The following is a 26989-nucleotide window of genomic DNA, read 5'->3' as shown; positions in this document are numbered from 1 at the left end:
GCGGGAGTTGCAATGGAAAAGCCGCTGGCGGACCAGCGGCTTTTCTTTCTACATGACGCTAGGGATACGGCTGACCCGATTACGGGGTCGCCGCGTCCTTGACAGCCTCGGCCTCGTTCTCGGCGGCGTCGGCAGCGTCCTGCGCGGTGTCGAGCGCGTCTTCGGCGGCATCGGCAGCGGCGTCGGCGGCTTCGCCGGTACCGGCGGCAGCGGCGGCAGCGGCCTGGTCGGCAGCGGCGTCAGCAGCGGCAACGGCCGAGTCGGCAGCGGCGTCGGCAGCCTGGGTGCCGGCCATGGCGGCGTCGGCAGCAGCCTGGTCGGCGGTCTGCGCGGCGTCGGCAGCGGCGTCGGCGGCGGCGTCCTGGTTGGAGCACGCGGTCAGGGCGAAGCCCAGCGCCAGCGCGATCAGCAGCTTGTTGATGGTCATTTGGTACATTCCTCGTCGTGGATTGGGCAACGCGCAACTGCGCGCCGCGACAATGATGACAAGCCTCGATTGGCTGTCAAGCGGAAGTTTGAAGTGCCAGAGGTAAAGGGCGTGTTAACGGATCAGGCAAGTTCGACCGCGATCGCGGTCGCCTCGCCGCCGCCGATGCACAGCGAAGCCACGCCACGCTTGCCTCCGCTGGCCTTCAGGGCGTGCAGCAGGGTGACCACCAGGCGGGCACCACTGGCGCCGATCGGATGTCCCAGCGCGCAGGCGCCGCCATTGACGTTTACCTTGGCGTGGGGAATGTCGAGATCGTGCATGGGCGCCATTGCCACGCAGGCGAAGGCCTCGTTGATCTCGAACAGATCGACGTCGGCGACCGTCCAGCCCGCCTTGGCGAGCACGTTTGAAATCGCTTTCACCGGCGCGGTGGTGAACCATTCCGGCGCCTGCGCATGGCTGGCGTGGGCCACGATGCGCGCCAGCGGGGCATGCCCGCGACGGCTGGCTTCGTCAGACGACATCATCACCACCGCGGCGGCGCCATCGGAAATCTTCGACGAAGAGGCGGCCGTGAGCAGGCCCTCCTTGCCGAATGCGGGGCGCAGGCCGGGAATCTTGGCCACGTCGATGCGGCCCGGCTCTTCGTCGCTGTCGACCACCACGTCGCCCTTGCGCGACTTCACCGTGACCGCCGCGATCTCGTCCTTGAACGCCCCCGACGCCTGCGCCTGCTGCGCGCGGCGCACGCTTTCGGCCGAGAACGCATCAAGTGCTTCGCGGCTGAAGTTGTACTTGTCGCAGGCGGCATCGCCGAACACGCCCATCGCCTTGCCGTCATCCGGGTTGGTCAGGCCGTCGTGCGCCATGTGGTCGAGGAACTCGGCGCTGCCGAAGCGCAACCCGGTGCGCGAGCCGTTGAGCAGGTGCGGGGCATTGGTCATCGACTCCATGCCACCCGCCACCACCACCGAGGCCGAGCCGGCCTTGATCATGTCGTGCGCCAGCATGATGGTCTTCATGCCCGAGCCGCACACCTTGTTGACGGTGGTGCAGCCGGCGGCATCGGGGATGCCCGCCGCGCGCGACGCCTGGCGCGCCGGCGCCTGGCCGAGGCCGGCCGGCAGCACGCAGCCCATCAGGACCTCGTCGACCTGGTCGGCGGCAACGCCCGAGGCGGAAAGCGCGGCGGAGATCGCCGTGGCGCCGAGGGTCTGGGTGGGCACGCCGGTGAACTGGCCGAGCATGGAACCGATGGCGGTGCGCTTGGCACCGACGATGACGATGTCGGTCATGGGGAACTCCGATGGTGATGTGCGGCCATTATCGCACTGCAGCATCGGCCTGCCATCGGCCGTTGGTCCGGGGGCTGGGCGCCCCCGGGGCCCTCAGGCGCGGCCTTCGAACAGCTCGCGCCCGATCAGCATGCGCCGGATCTCGTTGGTGCCGGCGCCGATCGCGTACAGTTTGGCGTCGCGCAGGATTCGCCCGGTCGGGTACTCGTTGATGTAGCCGTTGCCGCCGAGCGCCTGGATGCCTTCCAGCGCCACCTGCACCGCGGCCTCGGAGGCGTGCAGCAGGCAGCTGGCGGCATCGATGCGCGAACGGTGGCCGGCGTCGTAGTCACGCGCCACCTGGTAGGCGAAGGCGCGGCTGGACTGCAGCGCGGTGTACATGTCGGCGATCTTGGCCTGCATGATGCCGAACGTGCCGATGGCGGCGTCGAACTGGCGGCGCTCGCGCACGTAGGGCAGGGCGGCATCGAGCGCGGCCTGCATGAGGCCGATCGGACCGCCGGAGAGCACCAGGCGCTCGGTGTCGAGGCCCTTCATCAGCACGCGCACGCCCTGGTTCACTTCGCCCAGCACGTTCTCGGCCGGGATCGCGCAGTTCTCGAACACCAGTTCGCAGGTGTTGGAGCCGCGCATGCCCAGCTTGTCGAGCTTCTGCGCGGTGCTGAAGCCGGGCATGCCGCGCTCCACGATGAACGCCGTCATGCCCTTGCTGCCGGCCTCCTTGCCCGCGGTGCGCATGTAGACCACCAGCACGTCGGCCTCGGGGCCGTTGGTGATCCACATCTTGCTGCCGTTGGCGATCCACGCGCCGTCGCGAAGCTCCGCGCGGCAGGCCATCGAACCGACCACGTCGGAGCCGGCGCCGGCCTCGCTCATCGCCAGCGCGCCCTTCCATTCGCCGCTGCACAGCTTCGGCAGGTACTTCGCGCGCTGCGCGTCGTTGCCGTTGGCATGCAGGTTGTTGACGCAGAGGTTGGAGTGCGCGCCATAGGACAGGCCGATGGCGCCCGAGGCGCGCGAGATCTCCTCCATCGCCACCAGGTGCGCCAGGTAGCCCATGTCGCTGCCGCCGAACTCGCCCGGCACGGTCAGGCCGAGCAGGCCCATCTCGCCAAGCTTCGGCCACAGCGCCTGCGGGAACGCGTTGTCGTGGTCGGCGGCCTCGGCGAGCGGTGCGATCTCGGCTTCGGCAAAACGGCGCACGGCGTCGCGCAGCGCGTCGATGTCTTCTCCAAGCGGAAACGGGCGCATGGTCGTTCCTCCATGTGGTGCGGCCGGCACATCCGGTGCCGGCGCTGATTTCGGAAACAACGACGGGGCACTCGGCCCCGTCGTTGCGTACTACGTGGCGCGGATTATGCGCCGCCGCGGATGCGGCCCTGGAAGCGCGGCGTGCTGCGCCCCAGCGGAAGCTTCAGCTTGCCCATCACCTCGATGCGCTCCTCGGCCATGCGGTCGGCGGCCTTGTAGGTCGGGATGCCGTCACGGTCGGCGATCTCGAAGATGCGCGTCAGGTTGTGGTAGATCGTGCGCATCATGCGCATGGCGCGCTCGCGGTTGTAGCCGGTCATTTCCAGCGCGACGTTCATCACGCCGCCGGCGTTCACGGCGTAGTCCGGCGCGTACACGATGCCGCGCTTGGCCACTTCGTCGCCGATCGCGTTGCTGGCCAGCTGGTTGTTGGCCGGGCCGCAGATGACCTTGAACTTCATGCGGTCAAGCGTCTGCTCGTTGAGCGTGCCGCCCAGCGCGCAGGGCGAGTACACGTCGGCGTCGACGTCGTAGATGTCGTCCGGCGCGACGGCTTCGGCACCGTACTCGTTGACCGCCTTGTCCAGCAGCGCCTTGTTGATGTCGGTCACGAAGATCTTCGCGCCGCGCTCCTTCAGCAGCTTCACGTATTCCATGCCCACGTGGCCGAGGCCCTGCACGGCATAGCTGTAGTTGCCGACTTCCTCGTCGCCGTACTTCTTCTGCAGCGTGGCCATCAGGCCCTGCAGCGAACCGTAGGCGGTGAACGGCGACGGATCGCCCGAGCCACCGTGCACCTGGTGCACGCCGGTCACGAACTCGGTCTCGCGGTACACGTATTCCATGTCGTTGACGTCGATGCCGACGTCCTCGGCGGTGATGTAGCGGCCGCCCAGCGACTGCACGAACTGGCCGAACGCGCGGAACAGCGCCTCGGACTTGTCGGTGGCCGGGTCGCCGATGATCACCGCCTTGCCGCCGCCGATGTCCAGGCCGGCCACCGCGTTCTTGTACGTCATGCCGCGCGACAGGCGCAGCACGTCGTTCAGCGCGTCGGCCTCGGTCTTGTACGGCCACATGCGCGTGCCGCCCAGGGCCGGGCCGAGCACCGTGTTGTGGATCGCGATGATCGCCTTCAGGCCGGCGTCCTTGTTGTGGCAGAACACGACCTGCTCGTGGCCGTAGGTATCGAGGTGCTCGAAAATCATTTCGCAAACTCCGCTGCCGGCGCGTCGCGAGGTGCGACCAACGTCGGCGATGTTGGTGTAAGTCGTTGAATCGACAAGGGTCGAGGCGCGAGTCGCGCGATATCGGCGCAACAAGCCGGGAATTTTACCCCCCTCCCCGGGGAAAAGCCCGTGGCGTCAGGTGAAGGCGCCGGGCCCCTCACCAGTCGCGGTAGGGCCGCTGGCGGAGCCACAGGGTGGCCAGCCACTTCACGCCGCGCTCGACCGGCAGCCCGGCATGCAGCGAATCCGGGTCCGGGCGTCCGTCGGCGAGCAGGTTGTCGAACACCACCGCGCGGCCGGCGCGGGGCGTCACGGTGACCCCGGCAACCGGGAACTCCGTGCCGCCGCCGGCCTCCACCGCGTCGAGGTACACGCAGATGGTGCGCGCGCGGTTGCCGGCCTGCGGACGGTCGCCGTCGATCGCGGCCTGCGGCAGGTAGTCGCGATGCGGGCGGTACTGCTGCCCGGGGGCGTAGCGCAGCACGATCAGGTGTTCGGCATGCACCAGGTCGATGCCGGCCGCGGCGCAGAGGCGCAGCTGCACCGCGCGCAGCGCCAGGTCCTCCAGCACCGGGTCGACACTGGCATCGCTGCTGGTGCGCAGCGGCATCGCGAGCGCAGCGCCCGTCACCGGGTCGACCGTCTGCGACGCCCGCAGCAGCGGATCCGCGCACGCCACCAGCAGGCGGCATTCGTCCGCCGACAGCAGGCCCTCGATGGTGGACACATGCGGGCGGTGCGCCAGCAGCTCCGCCGGCGGCATCGCCAGCGCATCCTCGAAGGCCAGCTGGTGCGGCACGGACGCCGGTTGCCAGGGCATCGCCGCATCGATTGCCGGCAGCCCTGTCCGGCCATGCGCCGCGAGTTGCGCATCGAGCGAGGCCGCCACGTCGGGGTTCACCGGGCCGCCTTCGCCGCGACGCAGGCGCTCGGCCAGCAGCTGCGCCGACACGGGGTCGCCGGCCGCCGCCGCGCGTTCGAACAGCTGCAGCGCCAGTGCCTGGTCGTCGGCCTGCGCGCGGCGCCCGAAGTGGATCGCCGCGGCGCGCAGTGCCGGCGGGTAGCCGGCCTCGACCGCGCGCGCGACGCGCTGGTTGATGCGCCCGTCGCGCGGCAGGGCCACCCCGCCCAGCGCGACCAGCGCCAGGTGGTAGGCGGCCACCGCGTCGCCGTCGGCCTCCGCGCGCTGCAGCCAGTCGACGGCCGCGGCGGGGTCGGGTGCGCCGACGATGCCGTGCAGCAGCATCCGCGCCAGCTCCACCCGCGCGCCGGCGTGGCCCGCCTCCGCCGCGCTGCGGTAGGCGAGCAGCGCCGCGTCCATGTCCATGTGCGCCACCAGCACCTGGCCCAGCCGGTAGCCGGCCGAGGCATCGCCCGCACGGGCCTGGGCGCGCAGCGCGTCGAGGTCGTGGCTCACAGCTGCGACTCGATCGGCAGCCAGCGCATCACCGCGGCCTGCGCGCGGCGCCAGGCGCCGGCTTCCGGCTCGCGGTCATGGACGCGCGGCGGCTCCGCCGCGCGGTCCAGCCAGCGCAGCTTGTCGGTGGGATCCAGCCACACCCGGTAGCTCAGCGCGGGGCTGGCCAGGTGCAGGTATTCGGCGCGCAGCGCGTCAGCCAGGCCGGCGTGGTCGAAGAACACGCCCATCTCGGTATTGAGCCAGGCGGAGCGCGGGTCGAGGTTGTAGGAGCCGATGAAGCCGTGGCTGCGGTCGATCAGGAACGCCTTGGTGTGCAGGCTGGCACCACTGCCTCTGGCGCTGCCGCTGCCGCCAAAGCCGCTGCCGCGGCTGGCAGTGGCGCGTGGGCCGTCCTTGCCGGCGTCCGCATCGCCCGCGTCGCCCGCGCCTGCCGCCTCGTGCCGCAGTTCGTACAGGTGCACGCCGCCGGCGAGCAGCGGTTTGCGGTACTTCGAATAGCCGCCGTGCACCGCGGCCACGTCGTTGGCGGCCAGCGAATTGGTCACCACGCCCACGTGCACGCCGCCTGCGGCCAGGCCGGTGAGCTGCGCGGTGATGGCGTCGCCGGGCACGAAGTAGGGCGAGATCAGCAGCGCCGCCTGGCGGGCGTCGCGCAGGGCGGCATCGATGCGGTGCACCAGCCAGCCGCGCTGGTCGTCGCCGGCGTGCTTGAGCGGCGGGTCGGACACCACCTCGATGTGTTCGCTCCAGTACGGCGCGAGCTCCTGTTCAACGTAGGCGCGCACCGTGGGCGACGACTCCACGCGCTCGAGGTAGCGGCGCGCCGCGGCGGTTTCGGCCTCGCCGCCGATCGCCGCCAGGATCGCCGGCGCATCGAAGTCGCGTCGCTTGTTCAACCCGGCCAGCGGCACCGCCGCGTCGCTGTTCCAGAACGCATCGAAGATCGCATCGGCGTCGGCCACCGCCGGCCCGAACAACAGCAGGTCGAGGTCGTGGAAGTTGGCGTCGTCGGACGCGCTGAAATACTCCAGGCCGATGTTGCGGCCGCCCACCACCGCCACCCGGCCGTCGGCGATCCACGCCTTGTTGTGCATGCGGTGGTTGAGGCTGAAGACGCGCTGCAGCATTTCCAGCAGGCGCGAGATGCCGTCGCGGTTGCGGAACGGGTTGTACACCCGCACCTCGATGCCGGCATGGCTGTCGAGCAGCATCAGCTGGCCATCCTTGCCGCCGGCGCTGATGTCGTCGAGCAGCAGGCGCACGCGCACGCCGCGCTCGGCGGCCAGCCACGCCTCGCGCGCCAGCAGGCGGCCGGTGAGGTCGTCGTGCCAGATGTAGTACTGCAGGTCCAGGCTGCGCCCGGCCTGGCGCGCCGACATGGCGCGCGCGGCAAAGGCATCGATGCCGTCGGTGAGCATCAGCGCGCCGGTCTTGCCGGGGTTGCGCGCCAGCAGCGGCACGAGCTCGCGGTCCAGCGCGGTCTGGTCGGGCGACAGCGGCAGCGCATGGCTCGGCGCGCCGTTGGCCGCCGGCGTGAGCTGGTCGGCCAGCAGCAGTCCGCTGCCCACCATGGCCGCAGCCGAAAACGTGCCCCACAGCAGGATGCGCTTGACCCGGGTCATCGTGTGCTCGAACGTGGATGCCGCGCACAGCCGCGGCCGCGCGACTGTAGCCGCCGCGTAGTCCCCCCAGCAAGGAGAGACGAGCATGGCCACACGTCGCAGCACGCCGCGCACCGCGGAAGGACCCGTCACCGCAACGCCACCGCTGGCCGTGCTGCAGCCCGGCACCGGCACGCGGTTGTTCGATGCGCGGCCCGATACCGCCGACTTCCGCGACCGCATGTTCGAACCCACGCTGGTCGACGTGCCCACCGAAGCACCGCTCGATGACCATCTCGCGCTCGGCGTGCCGGTGCTCGACCAGGGCGTGGACGGCGCCTGCACCGCGTTCGGCCTGGCCACCGTGGCGCATACGCTCTTGCGCCGCCGCCGACCGCAGCCCGAAGCCGCGCAGATCAGCGCACGCATGTTCTACGACATGGCGCGCCGCTACGACGAGTGGGACGGCGAGGGCTACGCCGGCTCCAGCTGCCGCGGCGCCATGAAAGCCTGGCACCGCCATGGCGTATGCGCCGAGGAGCTGTGGCCGTACCGCCCCGGCATCGCCATCGAGCCATATACAGAGGAACGCGCGCGCGACGCCCTGCGCAATCCGATGGGCGCCTACGCCCGCGTCAACCACAAGGACCTGGTGGCCATGCACGCCGCGTTCGGCGAGGTGCGCGTGCTGTATGCGTCCTGCGCCGTGCACGCGGGCTGGCAGGCGCCGCCGAAGGATGGCCACATCGCCTGGAAGCGCCAGGAGGTCATCGGCTACCACGCGTTCGCGATCGTCGGCTACGACCGCGGCGGGTTCTGGATCCAGAACGCCTGGGGCACCGGCTGGGGCCGCGGCGGTTTCGGCCGCATCAGCTACGACGAATGGCTGGAGCACGGCACCGATGTCTGGGTGGCGCGGCTGGCGGTGCCGGTGGAGCTGGAACGCGCGGGCTCTGCGGCAGTCAGCAACTCGCTGCTGGGCCGGCAGTCGGTGGGCTACGCGCAGGCCGACCTGCGCCCGCACATCGTGAGCCTTGGCAACAACGGCGCGCTGCGCTGCGATGGCCGCTTCGCCTGCACCCAGGACGACGTGCGCAACATCGTGCGCCGCGACATGCGCGCCATCACCGCCGGCTGGAAGAAGAAACGCGTGCTGCTGTACGCGCACGGCGGGCTGGTGCCGGAGGATGCCGCCATCCAGCGCGTCGCCGACTACCGCGAGGCGATGCTGGCGCAGGAGATCTACCCGCTGTCCTTCATCTGGAAGACCGACCTGTGGACCACGCTCGGCAACATCCTGAAGGACGCCGCGCGCCCGCGCAGCGAGGGCATCGTCGACAAGGCCAAGGACCTGCTGCTCGACCGCCTCGATGACACGGTCGAGCCACTCGCGCGCGCGATCGGTGGCCGCGCGGTGTGGGACGAGATGAAGGAGAACGCCACGCTGGCCACCACCGCGGTGCGCGCCGCGCCCGGCGGCGGCGTGGTGGAGCACGGCGGCGCCGCGCAAGTCGCGCGCCTGGTCGATGAGTGGCGGCGCGAGGACGCCAAGGTCGAGATCCACATCGCCGCGCACAGCGCCGGCAGCATCCTGATGGCGCCGCTGCTGCAGCTGCTCACGCGCCCCGGGCAGATCATCGGCGGCCCGGCCCACGGCATGCTCGGCATGGGCGGGCGCGTGGCCAGCGTGTCGCTTTGGGCGCCGGCCATCGACATGGACGGCTTCATCCAGGCCTACGTGCCTGCCATCTCCTCGCGCGCGGTGGCGCGCGCATCGCTCACCACGCTCACCGACAGCGCCGAGCAGGACGACCACTGCATGCGCCTGTACAACAAGTCGCTGCTGTACCTGGTGGCCCGCGCGCTGGAAAAGCAGCCGCGCAGCTGGATCGACCAGCGCCTGCGCCAGGGCACGCCGATCGCTGGCATGGCGCGCTTCATCGCCGCACGTGAGCCCGCCGACCAGGCCTGGGGCCATGAACGCGTGACCAAGCTGATCGAAGCCGGCCGCCTCGCGTGGGTGCAGGCACCCAACGACCGGCCGCTGGGTGATCCGGGCGCGTCGCGTGCGTCCACCCACGGCGGTTTCGATGACGATCCGGCCACGCTGCAGGCGCTGATTTCATTCATCCTCGGCCGTGCCACGGCACCTGCCGGGATCGCCCTGCACCGCACCAGTGCTGACATGAGCGCGCGGCGTGAGCGTGCGCGCGATGCGCTATCCGAGTCATCTACATGAACGAGGGCCCGGTTCGCGCGGTTTACGTCGTCGCGCAGCGGGTGATTAGATGGCGGCCATCGCGCCTGGGTGGCGCGCGTGAAGTGAGGCTGGGCGATGCAGGGAGCCGGACAGGAGGTGCGCCCGATGGGCGCCGATGACATGCGGCACGCGGGCGCGCTGCATGAAGTGCGCGCCGCCACCCGTGCCACGCATGAAGCGCTCGACGCCGCGCTGCCCGACGGGTTGCACGGTGTCGACGACTACACCCGCTACCTCGGCGCGCTGCTGCCGCTCGCGCAGTGGCTGGCCGACAGCTGGTCTCCGGCATGGCCGGAAGAGCTGGCGTACTGGCATGACCACGAACGCGTCGACTGCCTGCGCGCGGACCTGGCCGCGCTCGACGCACCCGCATCCGGCAGCGCGATGGCCAGCGCCGCCACGCCCGCCGAGTGGCTGGGCGGCTGCTATGTGATGGAAGGCTCCGCACTCGGCGCGCGCGTGCTGTCGCGCCACGTCGACGCGCTGGTCAACGACCGCCCGGAAGTCGCCGGCGCACGGAAGTTCATGCGCCACCTCGGGCGCGATCCCAAGCGCTGGCGCTGCTTCGCCGGCCGCCTCGATGCGCTGCCGGCCGAGGCCGTGGCCGACGCCGTGCGCGGCGCGCGGCGCGGGTTCGCCATGGTGCACCACCACCTCGTGCCGCAAGGAGTGCCCGCATGAACGTCGATCCGCAACTGCAACGCGCACTGGATGCCTGCGCCGAAGAACCCATCCACGTCATCGGCGCCATCCAGCCGCCCGGCGTGCTGCTGGTGTTCCGCCGCAGCGACCACCGCATCGTCGCTGCGTCCGCCAACGCGGTGGAGCTGTTCGAAGTCGACGGCATCAACGCATTGCTCGGCCAGCCGGTGGAGACGCTGCTCGACAGCGGCCCGCTGGGCGCGATCGAGGCGGTGCTGGCGCGGGGCGTGGGCGGGCTGTCGCAGTTCGCCGGCATCATCAACGTCGGGCCGATGGGTGCGATGCACGAGGTGTCCACGCACGCCATGGGCGACCTGGTGCACCTCGAGCTGCAGCCCGCGGGCCAGGCCCCGCCGCTGGAAGGCGGACACATGGCGGTCAGCGGCCTGGACGATGCCTCCGCAGGCCAGGAGTTCCTGCCCGCGGTGGCGCGCAAGGTGCAGGCGCTGTCGGGCTACGGGCGGGTGATGGTCTACCGCTTCCTCGCCGACCACAGCGGCGAGGTGGTGGCCGAGGCGCTGGCGGGCGACATGGCGTCGTATGCCGACCTGCGCTTCCCGGCATCGGACATCCCGCCGCAGGCGCGCGCGCTGTACGTGCGCAACCGCCTGCGGGTGATCGCCGACACCAGCTGCACGCCGGTGCCGGTGCACCAGCTGCCGTCGCTGGGCGCGCCGCTGGACATGAGCTTCGACGTGCTGCGCGCGGTGGCGCCGGTGCACGTCGAGTACCTGCACAACATGGGCGTGGCGGCATCGATGTCGATCTCGCTGGTGGTCAACGGCAAGCTGTGGGGGCTGGTGGCGTGTCATCACGACGCGCCGCGTCCGATCGGCGCGCGCCAGCGCCAGGCGCTGGACATGGTCGGCCGCCACGTGTCGATGATCCTCGACGCCCGCGCGCTGCGCGCCCGCGCCCGCCGCGAGGACGTCATGCGCGCGCAGCGCGATGCGCTGGAATCCACGCTGCGCGCCGCGCCGGTGCCGTCCGAGGCATTGCTGGAGCATCTGGATGTGCTGCAGGGTGCGGTGCGTGCCGATGGGGTCGCCGTGCACATCGGCGGCGAGCTGCGCAGCCATGGCGTGGTGCCCGATGCGGCCGGCCTGGACGCGGCACTGCAGTGGGCGCGCGCCCAGGGTCGCCGCGGTCCGGCGTCCACGCGGGCGTGCAGCGACTGGACCAGCGCCGGGATGACCGGCGCCTGCGGCCTCTTCAGCACGCCGCTGGGCGAGGGCGCCGACGACTGGCTGCTGCTGTTCCGTTCCGAACAGCGCGAAACCGTGCGCTGGGCCGGGCGCCCGGACCGCCCGTTCCAGGTGGATCCCGACGGCGGCAAGATCGGCCCGCGCACCAGCTTCGAAGCCTGGGAGCAGCAGGTCGTCGGCACGGCGGCGCCGTGGACCGACCGCGATGCGGAATTGGCGCACCACCTGTGCCTGGTGATCGAGCGCCACCTGGTGGCCGCGCCATCGCTGCCGCGCCCGGCGGAGGCGCTGATGGACGAACGCCTGGTGAGCCACGAGGCCCGCGATCTGGCCGCGCGCCTGTTGCGCCTCGCGGAACTGCTGTCCACCGCACGCACCCGCCGCGCACGCCTGCAGCGCCTGAACGCGCTGCTGCTGCAGATGGAAGAAGAGCTGGGCGCGCTGGCCGATGTCGAGGAATAGCGCGCCGGCCGGTCCGTTCGGCAGTCGTGGAGGCCCGGGCTACAATCGGGCGGTTCCCCACGAACCGTATGGACCTGCCCCCGATGAGCGTTCCCGCCAGCCAGCACTTCCCGACCGCGCAGTCTGAAACCAGCCCGCTGCGGTTCGTCACCGCCGCCAGCCTGTTCGACGGCCACGACGCCGCCATCAACATCATGCGGCGGCTGATCCAGGCGCAGGGCGCGGAGGTCATCCACCTCGGCCACAACCGCTCGGTGGAAGACGTGGTGCGCGCCGCGCTGCAGGAAGACGCCGACGCCATCGCCCTGTCCAGCTACCAGGGCGGGCACGTCGAGTACATGAAGTACATGGTCGACATGCTGCGCGAGCACGGCGCAGGCCACATCCGCGTGGTCGCCGGCGGCGGCGGCACCATCACCCCGGAAGAGATCCGCGAGCTGCAGGACTACGGCGTGGAGCGCATCTACCACCCCAACGACGGCATGAAGCTGGGCCTGGTGGAGATGATCGAGGACGTGGTGGCCCGCGTCGGCGCCGCCCGCGAGCAGCGCGGCCAGGCGCACCTGCCGCCGGCGGACGACGTGGTGGCCCGCATCGGCCCGTCGCGGGTCGATCCGGACCAGGTGGCCATCGGCCACACGCTGTCGGCGATCGAAGCCGGCACCTACGGCGAGGCCGAGCTCACTGCGCTGCGCAAGCACTGGGCCGTGGGCACGCACGCACCGGTGATCGGCATCACCGGCACCGGCGGCGCCGGCAAGTCGTCGGTCACCGATGAACTGCTGAACCGCTTCCTGTCGAGCTTCCCGGACATCCGCATCGCCGTGGTCTCGGTGGACCCGACCCGCCGCCGCACCGGCGGCGCGCTGCTCGGCGACCGTATCCGCATGAACTCGCTGCGCAGCCATCGCGTGTACATGCGCTCCATGGCCACGCGCCGCCAGAACGTGGCCACCAACGCCGTGCTCAAGGACTGCATCGCCTACCTGCGCGGCCTCGGCTTTGGCCTGGTGATCGTGGAGACCGCCGGCATCGGCCAGTCGGACTCGGAGATCGTCGACATGGTCGACTTCCCGATGTACGTCATGACGTCGGACTACGGCGCGGCCAGCCAGCTCGAGAAGATCGACATGATCGACTTCGCCGAGCTGATCGTGCTCAACAAGTACGACAAGCGTGGCGCGGAGGACGCCCTGCGCGACATCCGCAAGCAGTGGAAGCGCAACCGCGTGGCGTTCAAGACCGCCGACGAGGACGTGCCGGTCTATCCCACCATCGCCAGCCAGTTCAACGACCCCGGCATCAGCTGGATGTTCGCCAACCTGTGCCGCCTGCTGCGCGAGAAGCTGTCGCTGCCGGCCGAACGCTGGACGCCGAACGTCGACACCACGCTGAAGGAGCCGCGCGCCACCGTGCTGATCCCCGGCGCGCGCGTGCGCTATCTCGCCGAGATCGCCGAGCAGGGCAGGGCGATCAACGCCAGCATCGAGAAGCAGGCCGAAGCCGCGGATCGTGCGCAGGCGTTCTGGCAGTCGCTGCACGAACTCGCTGACGACCGGCTGCCGAACGCGCTGGACCTGTACGCCGCCGCCGACGTCGCGCCCGCGGGCGCGAGCGACCGGAGCCTCCTGACGTTGCGCCAGCGCTACAATGACGCGCTGCAGTCGCTCACCCCGGATTCGCTGAACCTGCTGCGCGCCTGGCCGCAGCGGCTGAAGTCGATCACGGACGAAGTCACCGAATACGAAGTGCGCGGCAAGGCGATCCGCGTGGAGAACTACCGCGAGTCGCTGAGCCACCAGAAGATCCCCAAGATCGCCGCGCCCACCTACAAGAGCTGGGGCGAGCTGCTGACGTTCCTGGGCAAGGAGAACCTGCCGGGCAGCTACCCCTATACCGGCGGCGTGTACCCGTACCGCCGCACCGGCGAGGACCCGATCCGCATGTTCGCCGGCGAAGGCACGCCGGAGCGCACCAACCGTCGCTTCCATTACCTGAGCGTGGGCCAGCCGGCCGCGCGCCTGTCCACCGCCTTCGACTCGGTCACCCTCTACGGCGAAGACCCCGCACCGCGCCCGGATATCTACGGCAAGATCGGCAACTCCGGCGTCAACGTGCCCACGCTCGACGACATGAAGAAGCTGTACTCCGGCTTCGACCTGTGCGCGCCCACCACCAGCGTGTCGATGACCATCAACGGCCCCGCGCCGATGATCCTGGCGATGTTCATGAACTGCGCCGTCGACCAGCAGGTGGAGAAGTACCTGAAGGCCGACCCCGCGCGCTGGGCCGCCGCCGAACAGAAGCTCGCCAAGATCTTCGAAGGCAAGCAGCGCCCGGTCTATTACGGTGACCTGCCGCCGACCAACGACGGCCTGGGCCTGGGCCTGCTGGGCGTGACCGGCAACGAGATGGTGGATGCCGAGACCTACGCGCGCATCAAGGCGGAAACGCTCAAGACCGTGCGTGGCACCGTGCAGGCCGACATCCTGAAAGAGGACCAGGCGCAGAACACCTGCATCTTCAGCACCGAGTTCGCCCTGCGCATGATGGGCGACATCCAGCAGTACTTCGTCGACAACGGCGTGCGCAACTTCTACTCGGTGTCAATCTCCGGGTATCACATTGCCGAAGCCGGGGCGAACCCGATCAGCCAGCTGGCATTTACGCTTTCCAACGGCTTCACGATCGTCGAGTACTACCTGGCGCGCGGCATGAAGATCGACGACTTTGCGCCCAACCTGTCGTTCTTCTTCTCCAACGGCATGGACCCCGAGTACACCGTGATCGGCCGCGTGGCCCGCCGCATCTGGGCGCGCGCGATGCGCGAGCGCTACGGCGCCAACGAACGCAGCCAGATGATGAAGTACCACATCCAGACCAGCGGCCGCAGCCTGCACGCGCAGGAGATCCAGTTCAACGACATCCGCACCACGCTGCAGGCGCTGTACGCGCTGTTCGACAACTGCAACTCGCTGCACACCAACGCCTACGACGAAGCCATCACCACGCCGACGGAGGAGAGCGTGCGCCGCGCCGTGGCGATCCAGATGATCATCAACAAGGAGCTGGGGCTCAACTTCAACGAGAACCCCTGGCAGGGCAGCTTTGCCGTCGACTACCTGACCGGCATGGTGGAAGAGGCCGTGTACAAGGAGTTCGAAGCCATCAGCGAGCGCGGCGGCGTGCTGGGCGCCATGGACACCATGTACCAGCGCGGCAAGATCCAGGAAGAGAGCCTGTACTACGAACACAAGAAGCACGACGGCAGCCTGCCGCTGGTGGGCGTGAACACGTTCCTGCCGAAGGAGCACGCCGGCGAGATCGCCACCGAGATCGAACTGATCCGCTCAACGGAAGAAGAGAAGGGCCAGCAGATCGCCAACGTGGAGCTGTGGCAGCAGGGGCGCAACGCCCTGGCGCCGGCCGGCGAGACGTCACACGCGCACCAGGCGGCGGCGGATGAGGAGCCTGCGATGGTGCACGACGGCCATGGCCTCGCGTACCTTCAGAACACGGCGCGGGAGAGGCGCAACGTGTTCGAGGCGCTGATGGAAGCGGTGAAGACGCATAGCCTGGGGCAGATCAGCCATGCGCTTTATGATGTGGGTGGGGAATACAGGCGGAATATGTGATGGGTCCGGCGAGTTCGCCTCACGGGCGAAGTCTAGATCGAGAGCTAGGCGCCTGAAGTTGATAGAGCGCTGTCAAGGTGCATTTCAGGGGAAGGCGTAAGTGTGAGAGTTCAGGCTTCTGTCTTTGTGGGAGTCTCTGCAACGGCGCTTACGTACTGCTGCCGCGGTTGCGCTATCTGCGGGGCCGCGCGCGTTCGCCTCTACCGGAGAGTCTCGTTCCGTGAGACCCTGGTCCACGATCATGCGGGGAGCTGGGGTAGGAATCGTCGGTGGCTGACACGCTGACCCCTGAAGAGCGAAGTGAAAGGATGTCGCGGATTAGAAGCCGTGACACCAGTCCGGAGCTCTTGGTCAGGCGGTTCCTCCATGCGGCCGGATTTCGCTACCGGCTTCATGTGAGAGATCTGCCTGGGAGGCCCGACATCGTGCTTCCGAAATATAAGGCCGTCGTTCTCGTCAATGGGTGCTTTTGGCATGCCCACCACTGCCAGAAAGGGCGCGTCCCGGGGACTAGGTCAGAGTTTTGGGCGAATAAGTTTCAGAAGAATCGCAAGAGAGATAGGGCTAATAGGCGTCTGTTACGCGAAGCTGGTTGGAGCGTTATTACCCTGTGGGAGTGCTCTTTGAGTAAGCGTCGTGTTGATAAAGAACTGGATCGTCTTGCACAGAAGATCTTGGCAGCCCCAGGGAAATGAATATGAGCCATGGTTTTGAACGCAGGGATTCGGCCCGGCATGCGAAGGGTGATCCGCTCGGCGAGCATCCGGTCGTCGGAATGGTTGACGCGAAGTTCGTCGACTTGTTTGCTGGCTGCGGCGGCATTTCACTTGGATTGTGCCAGGCGGGGTGGAGCGGACGCTTCGCCGTCGAGCGTGCTGAAGACGCTTTCGCGACATTTGCGGCCAACTTTCTAGGTGGCGATGCGCGGTATCAGTTCGATTGGCCGGAATGGCTGGGGAAATCTGCCCATTCGATCGAGGATGTGCTGGACAAGTGCGAAGCGATGATCGCGAGTCTCTGTGGAGACGTTAGCCTAGTGGCTGGAGGCCCTCCCTGCCAAGGATTCTCTTTTGCGGGGAAGAGGAACGGCTCGGACCCAAGAAACCGAATGTTCGAGCAGTATGTTCGATTCATCAAACTGGTCCGTCCGCGATTCTTGCTTCTCGAAAATGTTCCTGGGATGGGCGTGGCGCACAGGGACGGGCGCGGCATCCACCGGAAGACGTACTACGAGAAACTCATCGAAGAGCTCGACATGATCGGTTACGAGGCCAGGGGAGCTGTGCTGGATGCGGCTGAGTTCGGCGTTCCGCAAAGGCGCGAGCGGCTGGTCGTCATCGGCGTACGCCGAGAAGGTGTCAACTCACTTCTCGCGGCCGCTGAAACGACTTATGCATCGGAGCTCATCGATCATCTGTTCACTCAGGCGCAGGATGAAGGTAAAAGGCAGGTCAATGAATTGGGAGGGCGGGTCTCCGCGTTTGCGGCCATCTCTGACTTAGAGGTTGGCGAAGATCTTCTGCGCGGCACCGTTGAGTATCCGGGACGTGACTCGAGAGTTGGCTATAGGCAAGTGAAGTATCGTGGGCCAAGGACCAAGTATCAGATGCTGATGCACGAGGGCCACGTCTCTGCTGACATGGATAGCATGAGGCTGGCCAAGCATACGGAAGACGTCCGCGTCAGGTTTGCGACTATCCTGGCGGGGACCGAGGGGCGGCGTGGGAAGAACATCTCTCCGGAATTTCGCGCGAGCCTCAACATGCTGAAGCATCGTACCGTTCCGATGGATTCCCTTGCTCCAGCCCCTACTTTGACAACGTTGCCCGACGATATCCTTCACTACAGTGAGCCTCGCATCCTCACCGTCCGGGAGTACGCTCGCCTCCAGTCGTTTCCGGATTGGTTTCAGTTCCGAGGCAAGTACACGACTGGAGGGGTGCGTCGGAAAGTTGAATCGCCGCGGTACACGCAGGTAGGAAATGCGGTTCCTCCACTGCTTAGCAGGGCGTTGGGTGTGAGTCTCATGCGCGTCCTTTATTCCGAAGCCAAGCTAACGCGGGCAGGCAGCCCGCAATCCATGTCTCGGCAAAGCGCCGAACGTGCCTGCAGCGGAACCTAAGCAGGCGTAACCAGATCGATATGTGGCAAGGGGGGGGTGATGGGGCTAGATCTTTCCGATGAGCCGGTGAGGCAGAACGTCTTCCTGAAGAAGCTACTGGCACTTCAGCAAGACGGCAGTGGCGCAATTAGCTCGCCGTCGAATTGGCTACGTCAGCCGCTACTTCGCGTGGAAACGCCGACGCTCGCCTGTGTAAAAGGGTTTGCTGAGAGTATTGCGACGGCGACTACGCCCCACTGGCTTGTTCTTGTTGGTGGGCCGGGCAACGGCAAGAGCTTGGCTGTACAGCAACTCGCTCATGCGCTGCTCGACGCGGGCTATCAAATCAAGGACGAGACAGGTGTCTCTATTGAGGCGATGGCATCGAGACCTGTTCCAGCGGTATTGGAGGTGCGTGGCGTCGACGGTACTCTCGTGGCGAGGATCGCGCAGGATGCGTCCGTCGTCCCCAATCCGTATGCCACAGCCCCCAATCCGGCCGCTGACCTCCACGATCTGTTCAAGCGCTGCATCGAGGATGGATGCCATTTGGTCGCATGCGCGAACCGCGGCGTACTCGAAGCAGCTGCGGCCCTTCTATCCGCAGAGGGTGCCGATGGGCCAACCGAGCTCGTTCAAGTACTTGCGAGCACGGGACATCGAACAAAGGAAGTCTCGAGCCAGCTCTATCCAGCTAGTGGAGTAACGCTCACGGCCCGAGCGATGGATTCGGGGAGCCTCTTTGAAGGCGATGACCCGGTCTTCCTCCAACTGCTTCGTCTAGCGACCGCGCAAGAGCACTGGCAGAGTTGTCAGAGTTGCCCCCTGGCGGCTGTCTGTCCCTTCTTGTTGAATAGGAACGAACTTGCGACGGAGCCGGGCACTCGTACGTTCGCGCGCCTTTGCGAGGATGCGGAGCTGCTCGATGGACAGCCCCTTGTCTTTCGTGAGGCAAGCGCTCTGGTCTCGCTGATCCTTGCAGGCTGCGCTGCCGACTATGAAGCGGCAAGTCCTTGCGATTGGGTGCATCGTCAGGCGACTGCGAAAGCATGGTTTCGCCTTGCAGCGCGTCGTTCCCACATGATGTTCTTTAGTTCCCAGGCGCCACTCGGGATCGATCGGAATGAAGATGTACACGCCCTGAGTATTCTGTGCGACCAAGCGGGAATCGGCGGGGAGCGCATCTTGTGCGAGCCTCCGTCTACGCGGGTTGGTCTGGCTCGCATGCTTGGTGCAAATGGCGTCATGCAGCAGCTTGATCCGCTCGCCGCGCCGCTACGGCGTGATTTAATGCGTTGGGGGGATGGTTTCGCCGCCGGGGAGCAGCTCTCTGATTTGGAGCAGGCTTGCCAGGGTATTTGGGACGAGTTGGACGCCGCTCTGCAGGAGCCCAGGCCTGACTCAGCGGTAAGTCTGGCCGCTCTCGCTCGCTGGCGAACCAGTCACTCGTTGCGGTTTGGGGCTCTCTGGGAGGGAGCGTACGCGTTGCGCGACGAGCTACATAGGTTTCGTGAAGCCATAGGCGTTCCGCGACGCCCTCCACTGGGAGAGCGCGCTCATCTGACAAAGATGCTTCGTGGAGTTCTTGATAGCGAGCAGGGAATTCGTGTCGCATCTCACGTTCGAATCGACAGCTCCGCCTTAACCGAAGTGAATGTTGACTGGAATGAGAGTTATGCGCGGCGAACGATCTGTATTGTCTTGGGCGACGGCTCAGCCGGTGTGTTAGCCCAGATATCTGCGGCAGCTTTTGTCTGGCTCGTTCGGCGGCACGACGCACCACTGCATGACGGCACTTTTCCGGTGGTTTGGTTGCAGGCAGCACGAGATTCGATTGCTCGCGCAGCTTCCGCGAGCATGTACTCGCGCATGCCCAGCGGTGGCGTGTTGATTGAGGGGGCTCCTTCCGGCGTCATTCGCGTCATGTGGGAGTCTCGCGAAGTAGAGGCGCAGTTGGTGAGTGCAGATGGCTAGGATAGGAAAAGAACCGGCTCGCGCCCCGGCTTTCAAGCGCGGATTCCTGGCTCTCCCGACAACCGGCATGCGGTTGGCGCCGCAGGTCCTTGTTCTCGAGCTAATGCGAGAGCTTGCGTACTCTCAGTCTGGGGGAGCAACTAACTCTGACGTCCCCAGCGCGACGGCTCTGGACCCCTTCGCGGATGATGGGCCCCTAGCGGCCGCTCCGCTTCCTGCGAAAGCGGCCCTCGCGGCGATGCGGGGCCGAGCAAAGCAAAGAAAGCAACAAAGCTGTTTCTACGCTCCATGCCATCCTTACTTGGCCGCGTACGGATGGTTTCGTCGCAATAGTGACCGTGTTGTTCGAGATTTCTTCCTTCGTGGCGCTCTCGCGAGCGGGGTGAGAGGGGATGCCGATTTCGCGAAGGCAGTGGCTGTACAGTCCATTGCCGCGATCTATGGCACTGGCCGGAAGGGTGTTGACGTAATGGAGCTTAGTGCGGAAACGCTCGAGCGACCGGCCAGTCTGGATGCTCCAGACGACGCGGAAAATGGCCTATTCGCGTCGCTGTCGGCAGCGCCTAGCTGGGGCCTTAGCCGCGACGATGCTATTAGTGTGCGCATCGCGCGTGACTGGCTTTCGCTCTGTGAGATTGAGGGCCACTTGCCTCGGATTGCCTGGGTTGATCTGGTAGGTACGTTCCTACGTACGGTCATACCCTTGTGGATTCTTGCCCAACTTAGGGTCTGCGTCGTCATTCGCGATTTTGCGAGAGAGGCATGCGCCGGGCGGATAGCCAGTGCACAATCTGTTCGCGCCGAGATAGATCGCCGAAACGAGAGCTTGTTAGTACCCAGCATCACGTTGACGGACAGTGTCGACGAAGCCGTCATCGACTACATGCGCGCTCGCGTCGAACTTAACGTCCTCCTTGGCAAGCTTGCTGAGCTAGATGGAGTTGATAAGGCAGAAATCGAGAAGCCTCTCTCGGTGGAGCCGTGTGAGGGCTGTCTGGATGTAGAGAGGTTCGGCCAAATCTTGGCCTTAGAAGGTGCCTCCGGAGAGTTGATGCGTTCAGTCATCATGGCCGCGGAGACCTACCCCGCGTGGGTGCGCCCGTTAAAAGAGGGGCAGGGGAAGAACATCGAGGAGTTCCTCCGGGTCATGCGCGATGACCATGTCGGAGGCCAAGACGACGGTTATCTTCTGGCGCGTGGGCCGGCTAACCGACGATTGTTCCGGGTCTTCCCGGCCTCTAAGGTCATTGCGTTGTACACGCTCCTAGCGCATGCAGATAAGTCACGTCGCGTTGGGCCAAGTCAACGACTTTTGTTGAATGATCTAGAAGGTATTTGGCGCGAACTCGGGGTTGATTTTACTTTGCTAGGGGGAGTGCGCGCCGAGCTCCTCAGGGCGCTGAGCCAGATTGGAATTCTCAGGGGTACCCCTGACGCAGGCGAGGGGGCGGTCTTGGTAAATCCCTACGCCGAGGCGCTCAGGTCCATGGAGGAGGTTTCGTCGTGAGTAGTCCGAACCCTGTGGCAGTAGCCCTCGCTGATTGCATCACTGATTGGTGGAGCCGCGTCATGCCGAACTCGGGGGATTGCCGAATGGTCCTCCCGTCGCCGACGCTCAAGGTGGCCGAGGCGTTGCATGAGACATTGCTGGCTCGCGGACTTACTAGCTACCTGGTTACGAGCGGGCGAAGCGGGAGTCCAGTTCCTTCAGAGCTAGGGAAGGTTTTGCGGGCTGAGGCTGTTACGAGCGTGCGTGACGGCTCGTTTGTCGCCATCGTCGAGCCTGGCGTTCTGTCAAAGCTTCAGGAGTCGATTCAGGGATCTGGCGGTGGAATTCGCAGTCTGACCATCCCAGATGAGTGGCCGTGGGCTCCCGCCGAGGCTGGCTTCGATTTCCTTGAGAATTTCTTTCCTAGATGGGTGATTGCATCGGGATACCCCGACGCCGAACAGGAGGCGGCCAGAGCGCTATTGAGGCTGGCGGTGGACGCTACGGAGCCAATGAAGCGCCGCGCCGAAGTGCTCTTCGACGAGGTGCTGAGTTGCCAGCTAGATCGTCAGGTGTCCAGCGCTGAGCGGGCGGATTCGTTCGCGATGCGGGTAGGCGTGCCTAGCCTAAATGGGCCTTCGATCTCCTTCAGCGGCGTGCCAGCGGCAGGGGCTGAAGAGCTCGCGAGCTTAGGTTCGATTATCGCTTCGATGGAGGATGCAACGGCCCGCGAGGCGATCGAGCAGAACGTCGAAGCAGCCTTGGAGGAGCTCTCAGAGACCGAGAGACCAAGCGTTGGCGAGTTGAAGGAGCTTCTAAACGGAACACTGGATCGACTGCGAACCCTAAGGGACCGCGGTCGTGGCGCCTTGGGTCTCCGTAATGCTCTGCCAGAAGATAGGCATGCGTGGCGCTTGCTTACCGTCTCCGTCCTCAAGAGGACCTTCGCGCATCAGGTAGCGGTTGCCCCGATCACTCTCAGCGCGTCTTGGAAGTTTCTGCCCGAATCGGGATGCGCACTACATGGGGGGCGGCACGGAATCGCGTCACATGGGCCTCTACCGTCAATTCTTTTAACTGTCGATCGACCGGCTCAGATCGAAGCTCGTGTCGAGTTGAAGCATGGTAGGAAGTCATTGGGGCAATGTGTAATTCCTCCCGGCGCTAGTGAGCGTGAGCTGCATCCGAGCTGGGACGGGGTTGACGCTAGTAGCATCGCTCTGGTGTTGACAGCTACTGCCGGGGATCTACCGCGCGCAGTTACCAAGCTCTTCCTCGAGCGACCTGTCGACTCGGCTCCGAGCTTTTTCCTTGTCGCCACACTTTCTAAGGATCTCGCCGGCGTTAAGGGTTTGAGACGGATTGATCCGTCCGACGACGGCGACCAAGAAGAATCAGTGGATATCGACAGTTTCACGGCCGTGTTCGCGGTCTCAAGAAGCGAAGAGCTGTCCGTAACGCTAGATGGCCTGCCCGTGGATCAAGAAGTCCTCGCTCAGGGAATCTCGCGAATTTCGATCGACATGTCGCGCGTGGCTGACGCCGGTAGTCCTCCGGAGTTGGTGTTAACCACTGCTGATACCTCGATTGCGCTGCAGCTCGCAGCGAACCAGAAGAGGGGGGGGGACTGCAACTTGGAGCTGGCTTTGGCGCAGTCGCTGCACTCGAACCCATCCGGTGCGAATGCCGTTAGCTCGCTCAGGGCGTGGTGCGGTGACTTCGACGCTCGACCGCTCCTCGGGTCCCCGGACGATGGTCAGGAGAGACGCTTTCGCCTGGCCCTGACTTTCGAACATGCAAGCGAGCCTTGGCGACCAATCGTGCTCAGTTCGCCTCTGGACGGTCCGACAGCGCTCATTGAAAAAGGCAGCTTCCGCGTCGCTGACGATATGTCCTCGGTCCTTGGCGCCGCTTTGGCTGTCGAGCCAGCCCTGTCTGAGGACGTGTGCGCTCTAGTTGCCTCCTATGATGCTGCCCGCAGAGAACTCAAGGAAGCAGTCGATTTTCGTCATGGCAGCAAATCGCGGGTCGGCTTGCCACTCTACGCATTAGCGAGCTTCAATTACGAGGAAGGTGATGCTGTTTCGCGGGCGGCAGTTGGCTATCTCCAAGCGTTTTCTAGGATTCAGAAGGCGCTCGCCAGCGGCAGCTATTCCTATGTCGAGAGATTTCTGCTGGCGTATCTAGACACGGTTGTATGCACCCGTGGCGGCGGTGGCGCCTGGGAGATCGTCGGCTGCGCAGTCGGGCCTTGGCACCCGCTCGTTGTGGCAAAGCGCATGATGGTCGGACGGGGCATCCGCAGGCTTGCCGAGATTCAATCTTCCGAGTTGCGCTGGCTGAGAAGGCTTGGCGTCCTTCTAGAAGGAACGACAGGCTTCCGCTGGTTCGCCGGGCTGGGCGCAGAATCGTCACATTTGGTGCCGTTCTACGTTGACGCCACCGATGATCCGGGATGGCTTCTCTTGTCATCTACCACGGGCGGCTCCGATGAAATTATTGACGGGGAACCGTGGGGGCATGCGCTACTTGGTTTGACCGGGTTGCGTGGCGGTGGAGGGGAGGCCAGGGGCCTGACGGGCTATCTGGCTGACTATTTTCGTGCGTTTCCTTCCAAGCGATCGATCGTGGCGAAGCTGAGTGGGGAGGCGACCGGTTGTGAGGCGGCCTCAGCCGCTCGAGCATTCCTCACTGTTGATGGCAAAGCTACCTCGAGCGGCCAGTCATTGAAGGGCGGAATCCACATCGTAATCGACGGCGATGGCGGGGACGCTGACGACTATCCCGATTGGGCGGCGCCTGTGGTTTGCGTTTATCCGCGCGGCGGTGATGGGTTTCTCGCTAATCACCAGATAGATATGCTTCTCGCACGCCCAGCATTGAAAGCTGCATTCCCAATTCAGTCTGAGCAAGAAGTTGGGCTCTTTGCCCCGAGAGGTGACGGGGTAGCCAGCGTGCTGCAGCTTCCTCTCCGAACGTTGGATGCTAGTGGCTCAGGTGTAAGCGACTCGAGGCTGTCTTACAATTCGGATTGCGACACGTCGGAAGATTTGGGCGCGGCCTTTGCTACCGCTGTCGCTGATGCCCAATCAGCATCTGGTCCGTGTCGGTCCGTTGCTGTAAGGACTCTGACTCTTGATGCCGGACTGAAAGATGCCGTTTGGACAGTACTGCCAGGAGAGGGCGCGGACCCGGCCGTTCTCTTAAATTGGGCTCGCGAAAGCTCCAAGTCCGGAACTCCGAGAGTGCTCTGGGACTATCGGTTAGCTATTGCGCAGTCGGCACGGAGCTACTACGTGCTTAGCGAGGTCCCCCGCACTCTGGTCCACCATCTGTCAACGAGCGCTGTCTTCAAGGATCTGGATCGGGCGGGAGCAGCGCTGCTCGAGCTTGCGAGAATCGGCTTGGCTCTGGGCTCGGAGGCCTTCAAATCGCGATCGCGGGCCCTTGGCGTTGCAGGCTTGGTTGGAGCCGCAAGGGTCGCCCAGATAGTCTTGCAAGGTGCGTGTGCCGATGAGGAGGAGTGTTGCGCGTTTGTCTTGCCGATTGACTCCTTTAGGGATCTCCTGGGCGGGGATCTGGAGGGCGGTACTGAGGCGGACGTGTCCGACTACCGGCGGGGCGATCTGATTGGCGTCGTTTGCCGCACATCACAAGGGTGTGCTGAGCTTGCCTTCTGCTCGATCGAAAGTAAGTACAGTAGTTCGACATATTCTGAAGGGCTTGCGGAGAAGGCTCTTGAGCAGGCCGCGCGATCACTCGCCAGACTTGTAGCCATCTCGCGTGCGGCTGGCGAGGCTGATGCGCTTGCCGAACGTGTCGCATTAGCGAAACTTCTTGAGTTCGGACTTAGGTTGGACGCTTCGAGAAATTCAGATGTCATATCCGCGGTGCTATCTGCGGTTCTAAAGGGCAAGCATCGGACCGGCCTGTTGGGGAGCACCGGTTGTATTGTGGTCTCAACAGAAATTGCCGCTGTCGATTCGGGGGTGCGTGAGTTGGACGAGGGGGTCTGGGTTAGGCTGGCACCGTGTCGGTGGCCCGACGAAGCGGGCGATTTCCAACCCATTGCAGCCCAGTTGATTTCTCTTCAAAAGGCGCCTTGGCGCGCTCGAGCTGATGCGGTGTCTGGACCTGCAGCACATCACGACCACCGTGAAGTGACATCGGTTGTTGCTTCAGCATCGCCTGATTCCAGTGGTTCAGGAGACACGTCTTTGTCTGTGGAAGAGGAGCGCAAGTCGGACGTGGCTAGTACCGACCACAAGTTGGCCCCGCTCTCGCTCCTCTTGGGCGTAAGCGATGTGGGTCGGCCTGTGACGTGGCGTGCTGGGCAAAATTCGAACCACAACTTCATGGTCACCGGGTCGTCGGGGTTGGGTAAAACGCAGCTCCTCAAGAGCGTTCTCTTGCAGAGTCGTAATCAGGGCCTTCCTGCATTGATCTTGGACTTCAAGAACGACTTTGCGAGTGACAAGGGATTCCTCGAAGCGGCACGGCTCGATGTTCAATACGTGAGCTTCGAAGGACTGCCTTACAACCCGTTAATTCCTTGTCCGCAGCCAGACCCTCGGACCGGGGAGCTCACGTACCCCGTGAGCCAACATCTCACCGGCATCGTGTCCACTTTCCAGAGGACGTACGGGCTCGGCGAGCAGCAAGCTGCGGCGCTGAAGGACGCGATTAGGACTGCCTTTGACTCGGCGGGGATAGCGTCGACAGGCATGGCCAGGGAGATACCGGGTCAGTTCCCGGACTTCGCGTTGGTCGGGGAGCATCTGCGTGAAACTAATAGACTTGCTTATAACCGACTTGATCCCCTTTTCGATCTGGAGATCTTTCGGGAAAAGTATCGAAATACAGCGTTCAGCGAGCTTCTTGGAAAGGGCTACGTCCTTGATTTGAGCGGGATTCAGGCCGACCACATCCAGAATACGCTTGCAATGTTGCTGGTGCATTCGGCTCATCGGTACCTGAATTCTTTGCCTCATGCAGCTTCGGTTAACCAACTATTGGTGTTTGATGAAGCGCATCGGATCCTCCGCTCTGATGACGTGGAGCGGCTCGTCCGCGAGTGTCGCGCTTACGGTCTCGGCGTGCTTCTCTCATCGCAGTACCCGACCGATTTCCCTGCCGATACTGCGGCGAATTTGGCGACCAAGGTTCTCCACGGAAACGGTCCCGATGTTTCAAGAGTCCAGGCAATTCGTTCCACGCTCGGCCTGTCTCCCGACATGGACGGAAAACTCAATCTCGGAATGTTTCACGCAGCGATGCTGGCAATGCCCGGACAAGTTGTTCTGGCCCGTACCCTTGGGTACCCGCATCAGCTCATTCTAGAAGCCGTGAGGAATGGCGCGCATGCGGTCGCTGAGGTGAGGCAGGTGCGTGGGATGCACGAAGACAAGTTTGACTCAACGCTGGAACATCTGGTCCAAACGGGGTTGGTGACGGTCATTGGCGATCAGGTCAGTTTGGCGGGATGAGACGGGGGAGCCTCGTCCTCTGATCCGGCAGCTGCGGTCGCCGTAGCGAATCCAGACCGGGTACATGCGCAGATGTTGCCGGCCTTCAATTTCCCGGGGCTCGGCGCGCGCGCCAAGATTGACCGCTTTGCCACTGCGGGCCGCGGTCTTGAGACAGATTGAAGTAGCAGTGCAGGAGCGGCGCGGGTAGGCCTCGCAGTTGAAGCGGGTGTTTCCACAGTGGCCGGAGCCATCGATTCGCATGGCCTGGGGCAGAGGAGGGACGATAGTGGCGCGGGGGACGCCGATGGGGCGTTAATTGTTGACGTGGGCCGGCGCCCGTCGAGCCAGCAACGCGTACAGCTGGTTTGCAATCGCCTGTCGGTCGCGCGCGCCAAAGACGGCGGGGCGGCCGGTTTGCACTCCGGCCCATCGCAACTCTTCCATGAAGTCCCGCACCGAAATCCGCC

The 26989-nt window shown here is 65.3% G+C and carries 16 protein-coding genes; 9 read left to right on the top strand and 7 right to left on the bottom strand.

Annotated elements, in window-relative coordinates; all coding sequences use genetic code 11:
• Window positions 1-79 precede the first annotated feature (79 nt).
• From JGR64_RS08660 to JGR64_RS08635, 6 genes are all read right to left on the bottom strand, one after another.
• Complete coding sequence (locus tag JGR64_RS08660) at window positions 80-427, bottom strand: hypothetical protein (RefSeq protein ID WP_199372966.1); 348 nt, start codon at window positions 425-427, stop codon at window positions 80-82.
• A 122-nt stretch (window positions 428-549) separates the two neighbouring features.
• Entirely contained in the window at window positions 550-1725 is a 1176-nt protein-coding gene (locus tag JGR64_RS08655; protein WP_199372965.1) for a thiolase family protein, read from the bottom strand.
• 93 nt (window positions 1726-1818) lie between these two features.
• Window positions 1819-2976: an isovaleryl-CoA dehydrogenase gene (locus JGR64_RS08650; RefSeq protein WP_199372964.1), complete on the bottom strand. Its 1158-nt coding sequence runs from the start codon at window positions 2974-2976 to the stop codon at window positions 1819-1821.
• A 104-nt stretch (window positions 2977-3080) separates the two neighbouring features.
• The gene (locus tag JGR64_RS08645) at window positions 3081-4184 is read right to left on the bottom strand and encodes a Glu/Leu/Phe/Val dehydrogenase (protein ID WP_199372963.1); all 1104 of its coding nucleotides are present in this window, start codon (window positions 4182-4184) and stop codon (window positions 3081-3083) included.
• 178 nt (window positions 4185-4362) lie between these two features.
• Window positions 4363-5622, bottom strand: coding sequence for a 2OG-Fe(II) oxygenase (locus tag JGR64_RS13895; RefSeq protein ID WP_234446936.1), 1260 nt, complete (start codon window positions 5620-5622; stop codon window positions 4363-4365).
• Window positions 5619-7247: a phospholipase D family protein gene (locus JGR64_RS08635; protein WP_199372962.1), complete on the bottom strand. Its 1629-nt coding sequence runs from the start codon at window positions 7245-7247 to the stop codon at window positions 5619-5621. The genes JGR64_RS13895 and JGR64_RS08635 overlap by 4 nt, the downstream gene beginning before the upstream one ends.
• Window positions 7248-7332: 85 nt before the next feature.
• Between JGR64_RS08635 and JGR64_RS08630 the strand changes: the two genes are divergently transcribed.
• The 9 genes from JGR64_RS08630 (at window position 7333) to JGR64_RS08590 (ending at window position 26540) form a co-directional block, all read left to right on the top strand.
• Window positions 7333-9465, top strand: a complete 2133-nt coding sequence (locus JGR64_RS08630) for a C1 family peptidase (protein WP_199372961.1) — start codon at window positions 7333-7335, stop codon at window positions 9463-9465.
• 126 nt (window positions 9466-9591) lie between these two features.
• Window positions 9592-10167 (top strand): biliverdin-producing heme oxygenase, encoded by a 576-nt coding sequence (locus JGR64_RS08625; protein WP_199372960.1) that lies wholly within the window; start codon window positions 9592-9594, stop codon window positions 10165-10167.
• Window positions 10164-11855: a GAF domain-containing protein gene (locus JGR64_RS08620; protein ID WP_199372959.1), complete on the top strand. Its 1692-nt coding sequence runs from the start codon at window positions 10164-10166 to the stop codon at window positions 11853-11855. The genes JGR64_RS08625 and JGR64_RS08620 overlap by 4 nt, the downstream gene beginning before the upstream one ends.
• 83 nt (window positions 11856-11938) lie before the next feature.
• A complete protein-coding gene (locus JGR64_RS08615; RefSeq protein WP_199372958.1) occupies window positions 11939-15490 on the top strand; it encodes a methylmalonyl-CoA mutase family protein in 3552 nt (1183 codons plus the stop codon).
• A 269-nt stretch (window positions 15491-15759) separates the two neighbouring features.
• Window positions 15760-16185, top strand: coding sequence for a very short patch repair endonuclease (locus JGR64_RS08610; protein WP_199372957.1), 426 nt, complete (start codon window positions 15760-15762; stop codon window positions 16183-16185).
• Window positions 16186-16187: 2 nt separating this feature from the next.
• Window positions 16188-17612 (top strand): DNA cytosine methyltransferase, encoded by a 1425-nt coding sequence (locus tag JGR64_RS08605; protein WP_199372956.1) that lies wholly within the window; start codon window positions 16188-16190, stop codon window positions 17610-17612.
• A gap of 66 nt (window positions 17613-17678) precedes the next feature.
• Window positions 17679-19565 carry a hypothetical protein gene (locus tag JGR64_RS08600; protein WP_199372955.1) on the top strand — a complete coding sequence of 629 codons (1887 nt, stop codon included), beginning with the start codon at window positions 17679-17681 and terminating at the stop codon, window positions 19563-19565.
• A gap of 847 nt (window positions 19566-20412) precedes the next feature.
• Window positions 20413-21072, top strand: coding sequence for a hypothetical protein (locus JGR64_RS13890; protein WP_199372954.1), 660 nt, complete (start codon window positions 20413-20415; stop codon window positions 21070-21072).
• 494 nt (window positions 21073-21566) lie between these two features.
• Complete coding sequence (locus JGR64_RS08590; RefSeq protein ID WP_199372953.1) at window positions 21567-26540, top strand: ATP-binding protein; 4974 nt, start codon at window positions 21567-21569, stop codon at window positions 26538-26540.
• Between the two features lie 294 nt (window positions 26541-26834).
• On the opposite strand, the gene JGR64_RS08585 is transcribed toward JGR64_RS08590, so the two are convergent.
• Window positions 26835-26978: a DUF188 domain-containing protein gene (locus JGR64_RS08585; protein ID WP_255531422.1), complete on the bottom strand. Its 144-nt coding sequence runs from the start codon at window positions 26976-26978 to the stop codon at window positions 26835-26837.
• Window positions 26979-26989: the final 11 nt, after the last annotated feature.

Origin of the sequence: Luteimonas sp. MC1572 (genome assembly GCF_016615815.1) — a bacterium.
GTDB lineage: Bacteria > Pseudomonadota > Gammaproteobacteria > Xanthomonadales > Xanthomonadaceae > Luteimonas.
The sequence above is the reverse complement of the archived record's forward strand: the minus strand, read 5'-3'. Positions and strand labels throughout refer to the sequence as shown.

Bases quoted from the DNA above. Each gene is read 5' to 3' on its own strand.
- JGR64_RS08635 (WP_199372962.1), bottom strand. From the start codon at position 7,247: ATGACCCGGGTCAAGCGCATCCTGCTGTGGGGCACGTTTTCGGCTGCG.
- JGR64_RS08630 (WP_199372961.1), top strand. From the start codon at position 7,333: ATGGCCACACGTCGCAGCACGCCGCGCACCGCGGAAGGACCCGTCACC.
- JGR64_RS08645 (WP_199372963.1), bottom strand. From the start codon at position 4,184: ATGATTTTCGAGCACCTCGATACCTACGGCCACGAGCAGGTCGTGTTC.
- JGR64_RS08590 (WP_199372953.1), top strand. From the start codon at position 21,567: ATGAAGCGCCGCGCCGAAGTGCTCTTCGACGAGGTGCTGAGTTGCCAG.
- JGR64_RS08605 (WP_199372956.1), top strand. From the start codon at position 16,188: ATGAGCCATGGTTTTGAACGCAGGGATTCGGCCCGGCATGCGAAGGGT.
- JGR64_RS08660 (WP_199372966.1), bottom strand. From the start codon at position 427: ATGACCATCAACAAGCTGCTGATCGCGCTGGCGCTGGGCTTCGCCCTG.
- JGR64_RS08655 (WP_199372965.1), bottom strand. From the start codon at position 1,725: ATGACCGACATCGTCATCGTCGGTGCCAAGCGCACCGCCATCGGTTCC.
- JGR64_RS08625 (WP_199372960.1), top strand. From the start codon at position 9,592: ATGGGCGCCGATGACATGCGGCACGCGGGCGCGCTGCATGAAGTGCGC.
- JGR64_RS08650 (WP_199372964.1), bottom strand. From the start codon at position 2,976: ATGCGCCCGTTTCCGCTTGGAGAAGACATCGACGCGCTGCGCGACGCC.
- JGR64_RS08615 (WP_199372958.1), top strand. From the start codon at position 11,939: ATGAGCGTTCCCGCCAGCCAGCACTTCCCGACCGCGCAGTCTGAAACC.
- JGR64_RS08620 (WP_199372959.1), top strand. From the start codon at position 10,164: ATGAACGTCGATCCGCAACTGCAACGCGCACTGGATGCCTGCGCCGAA.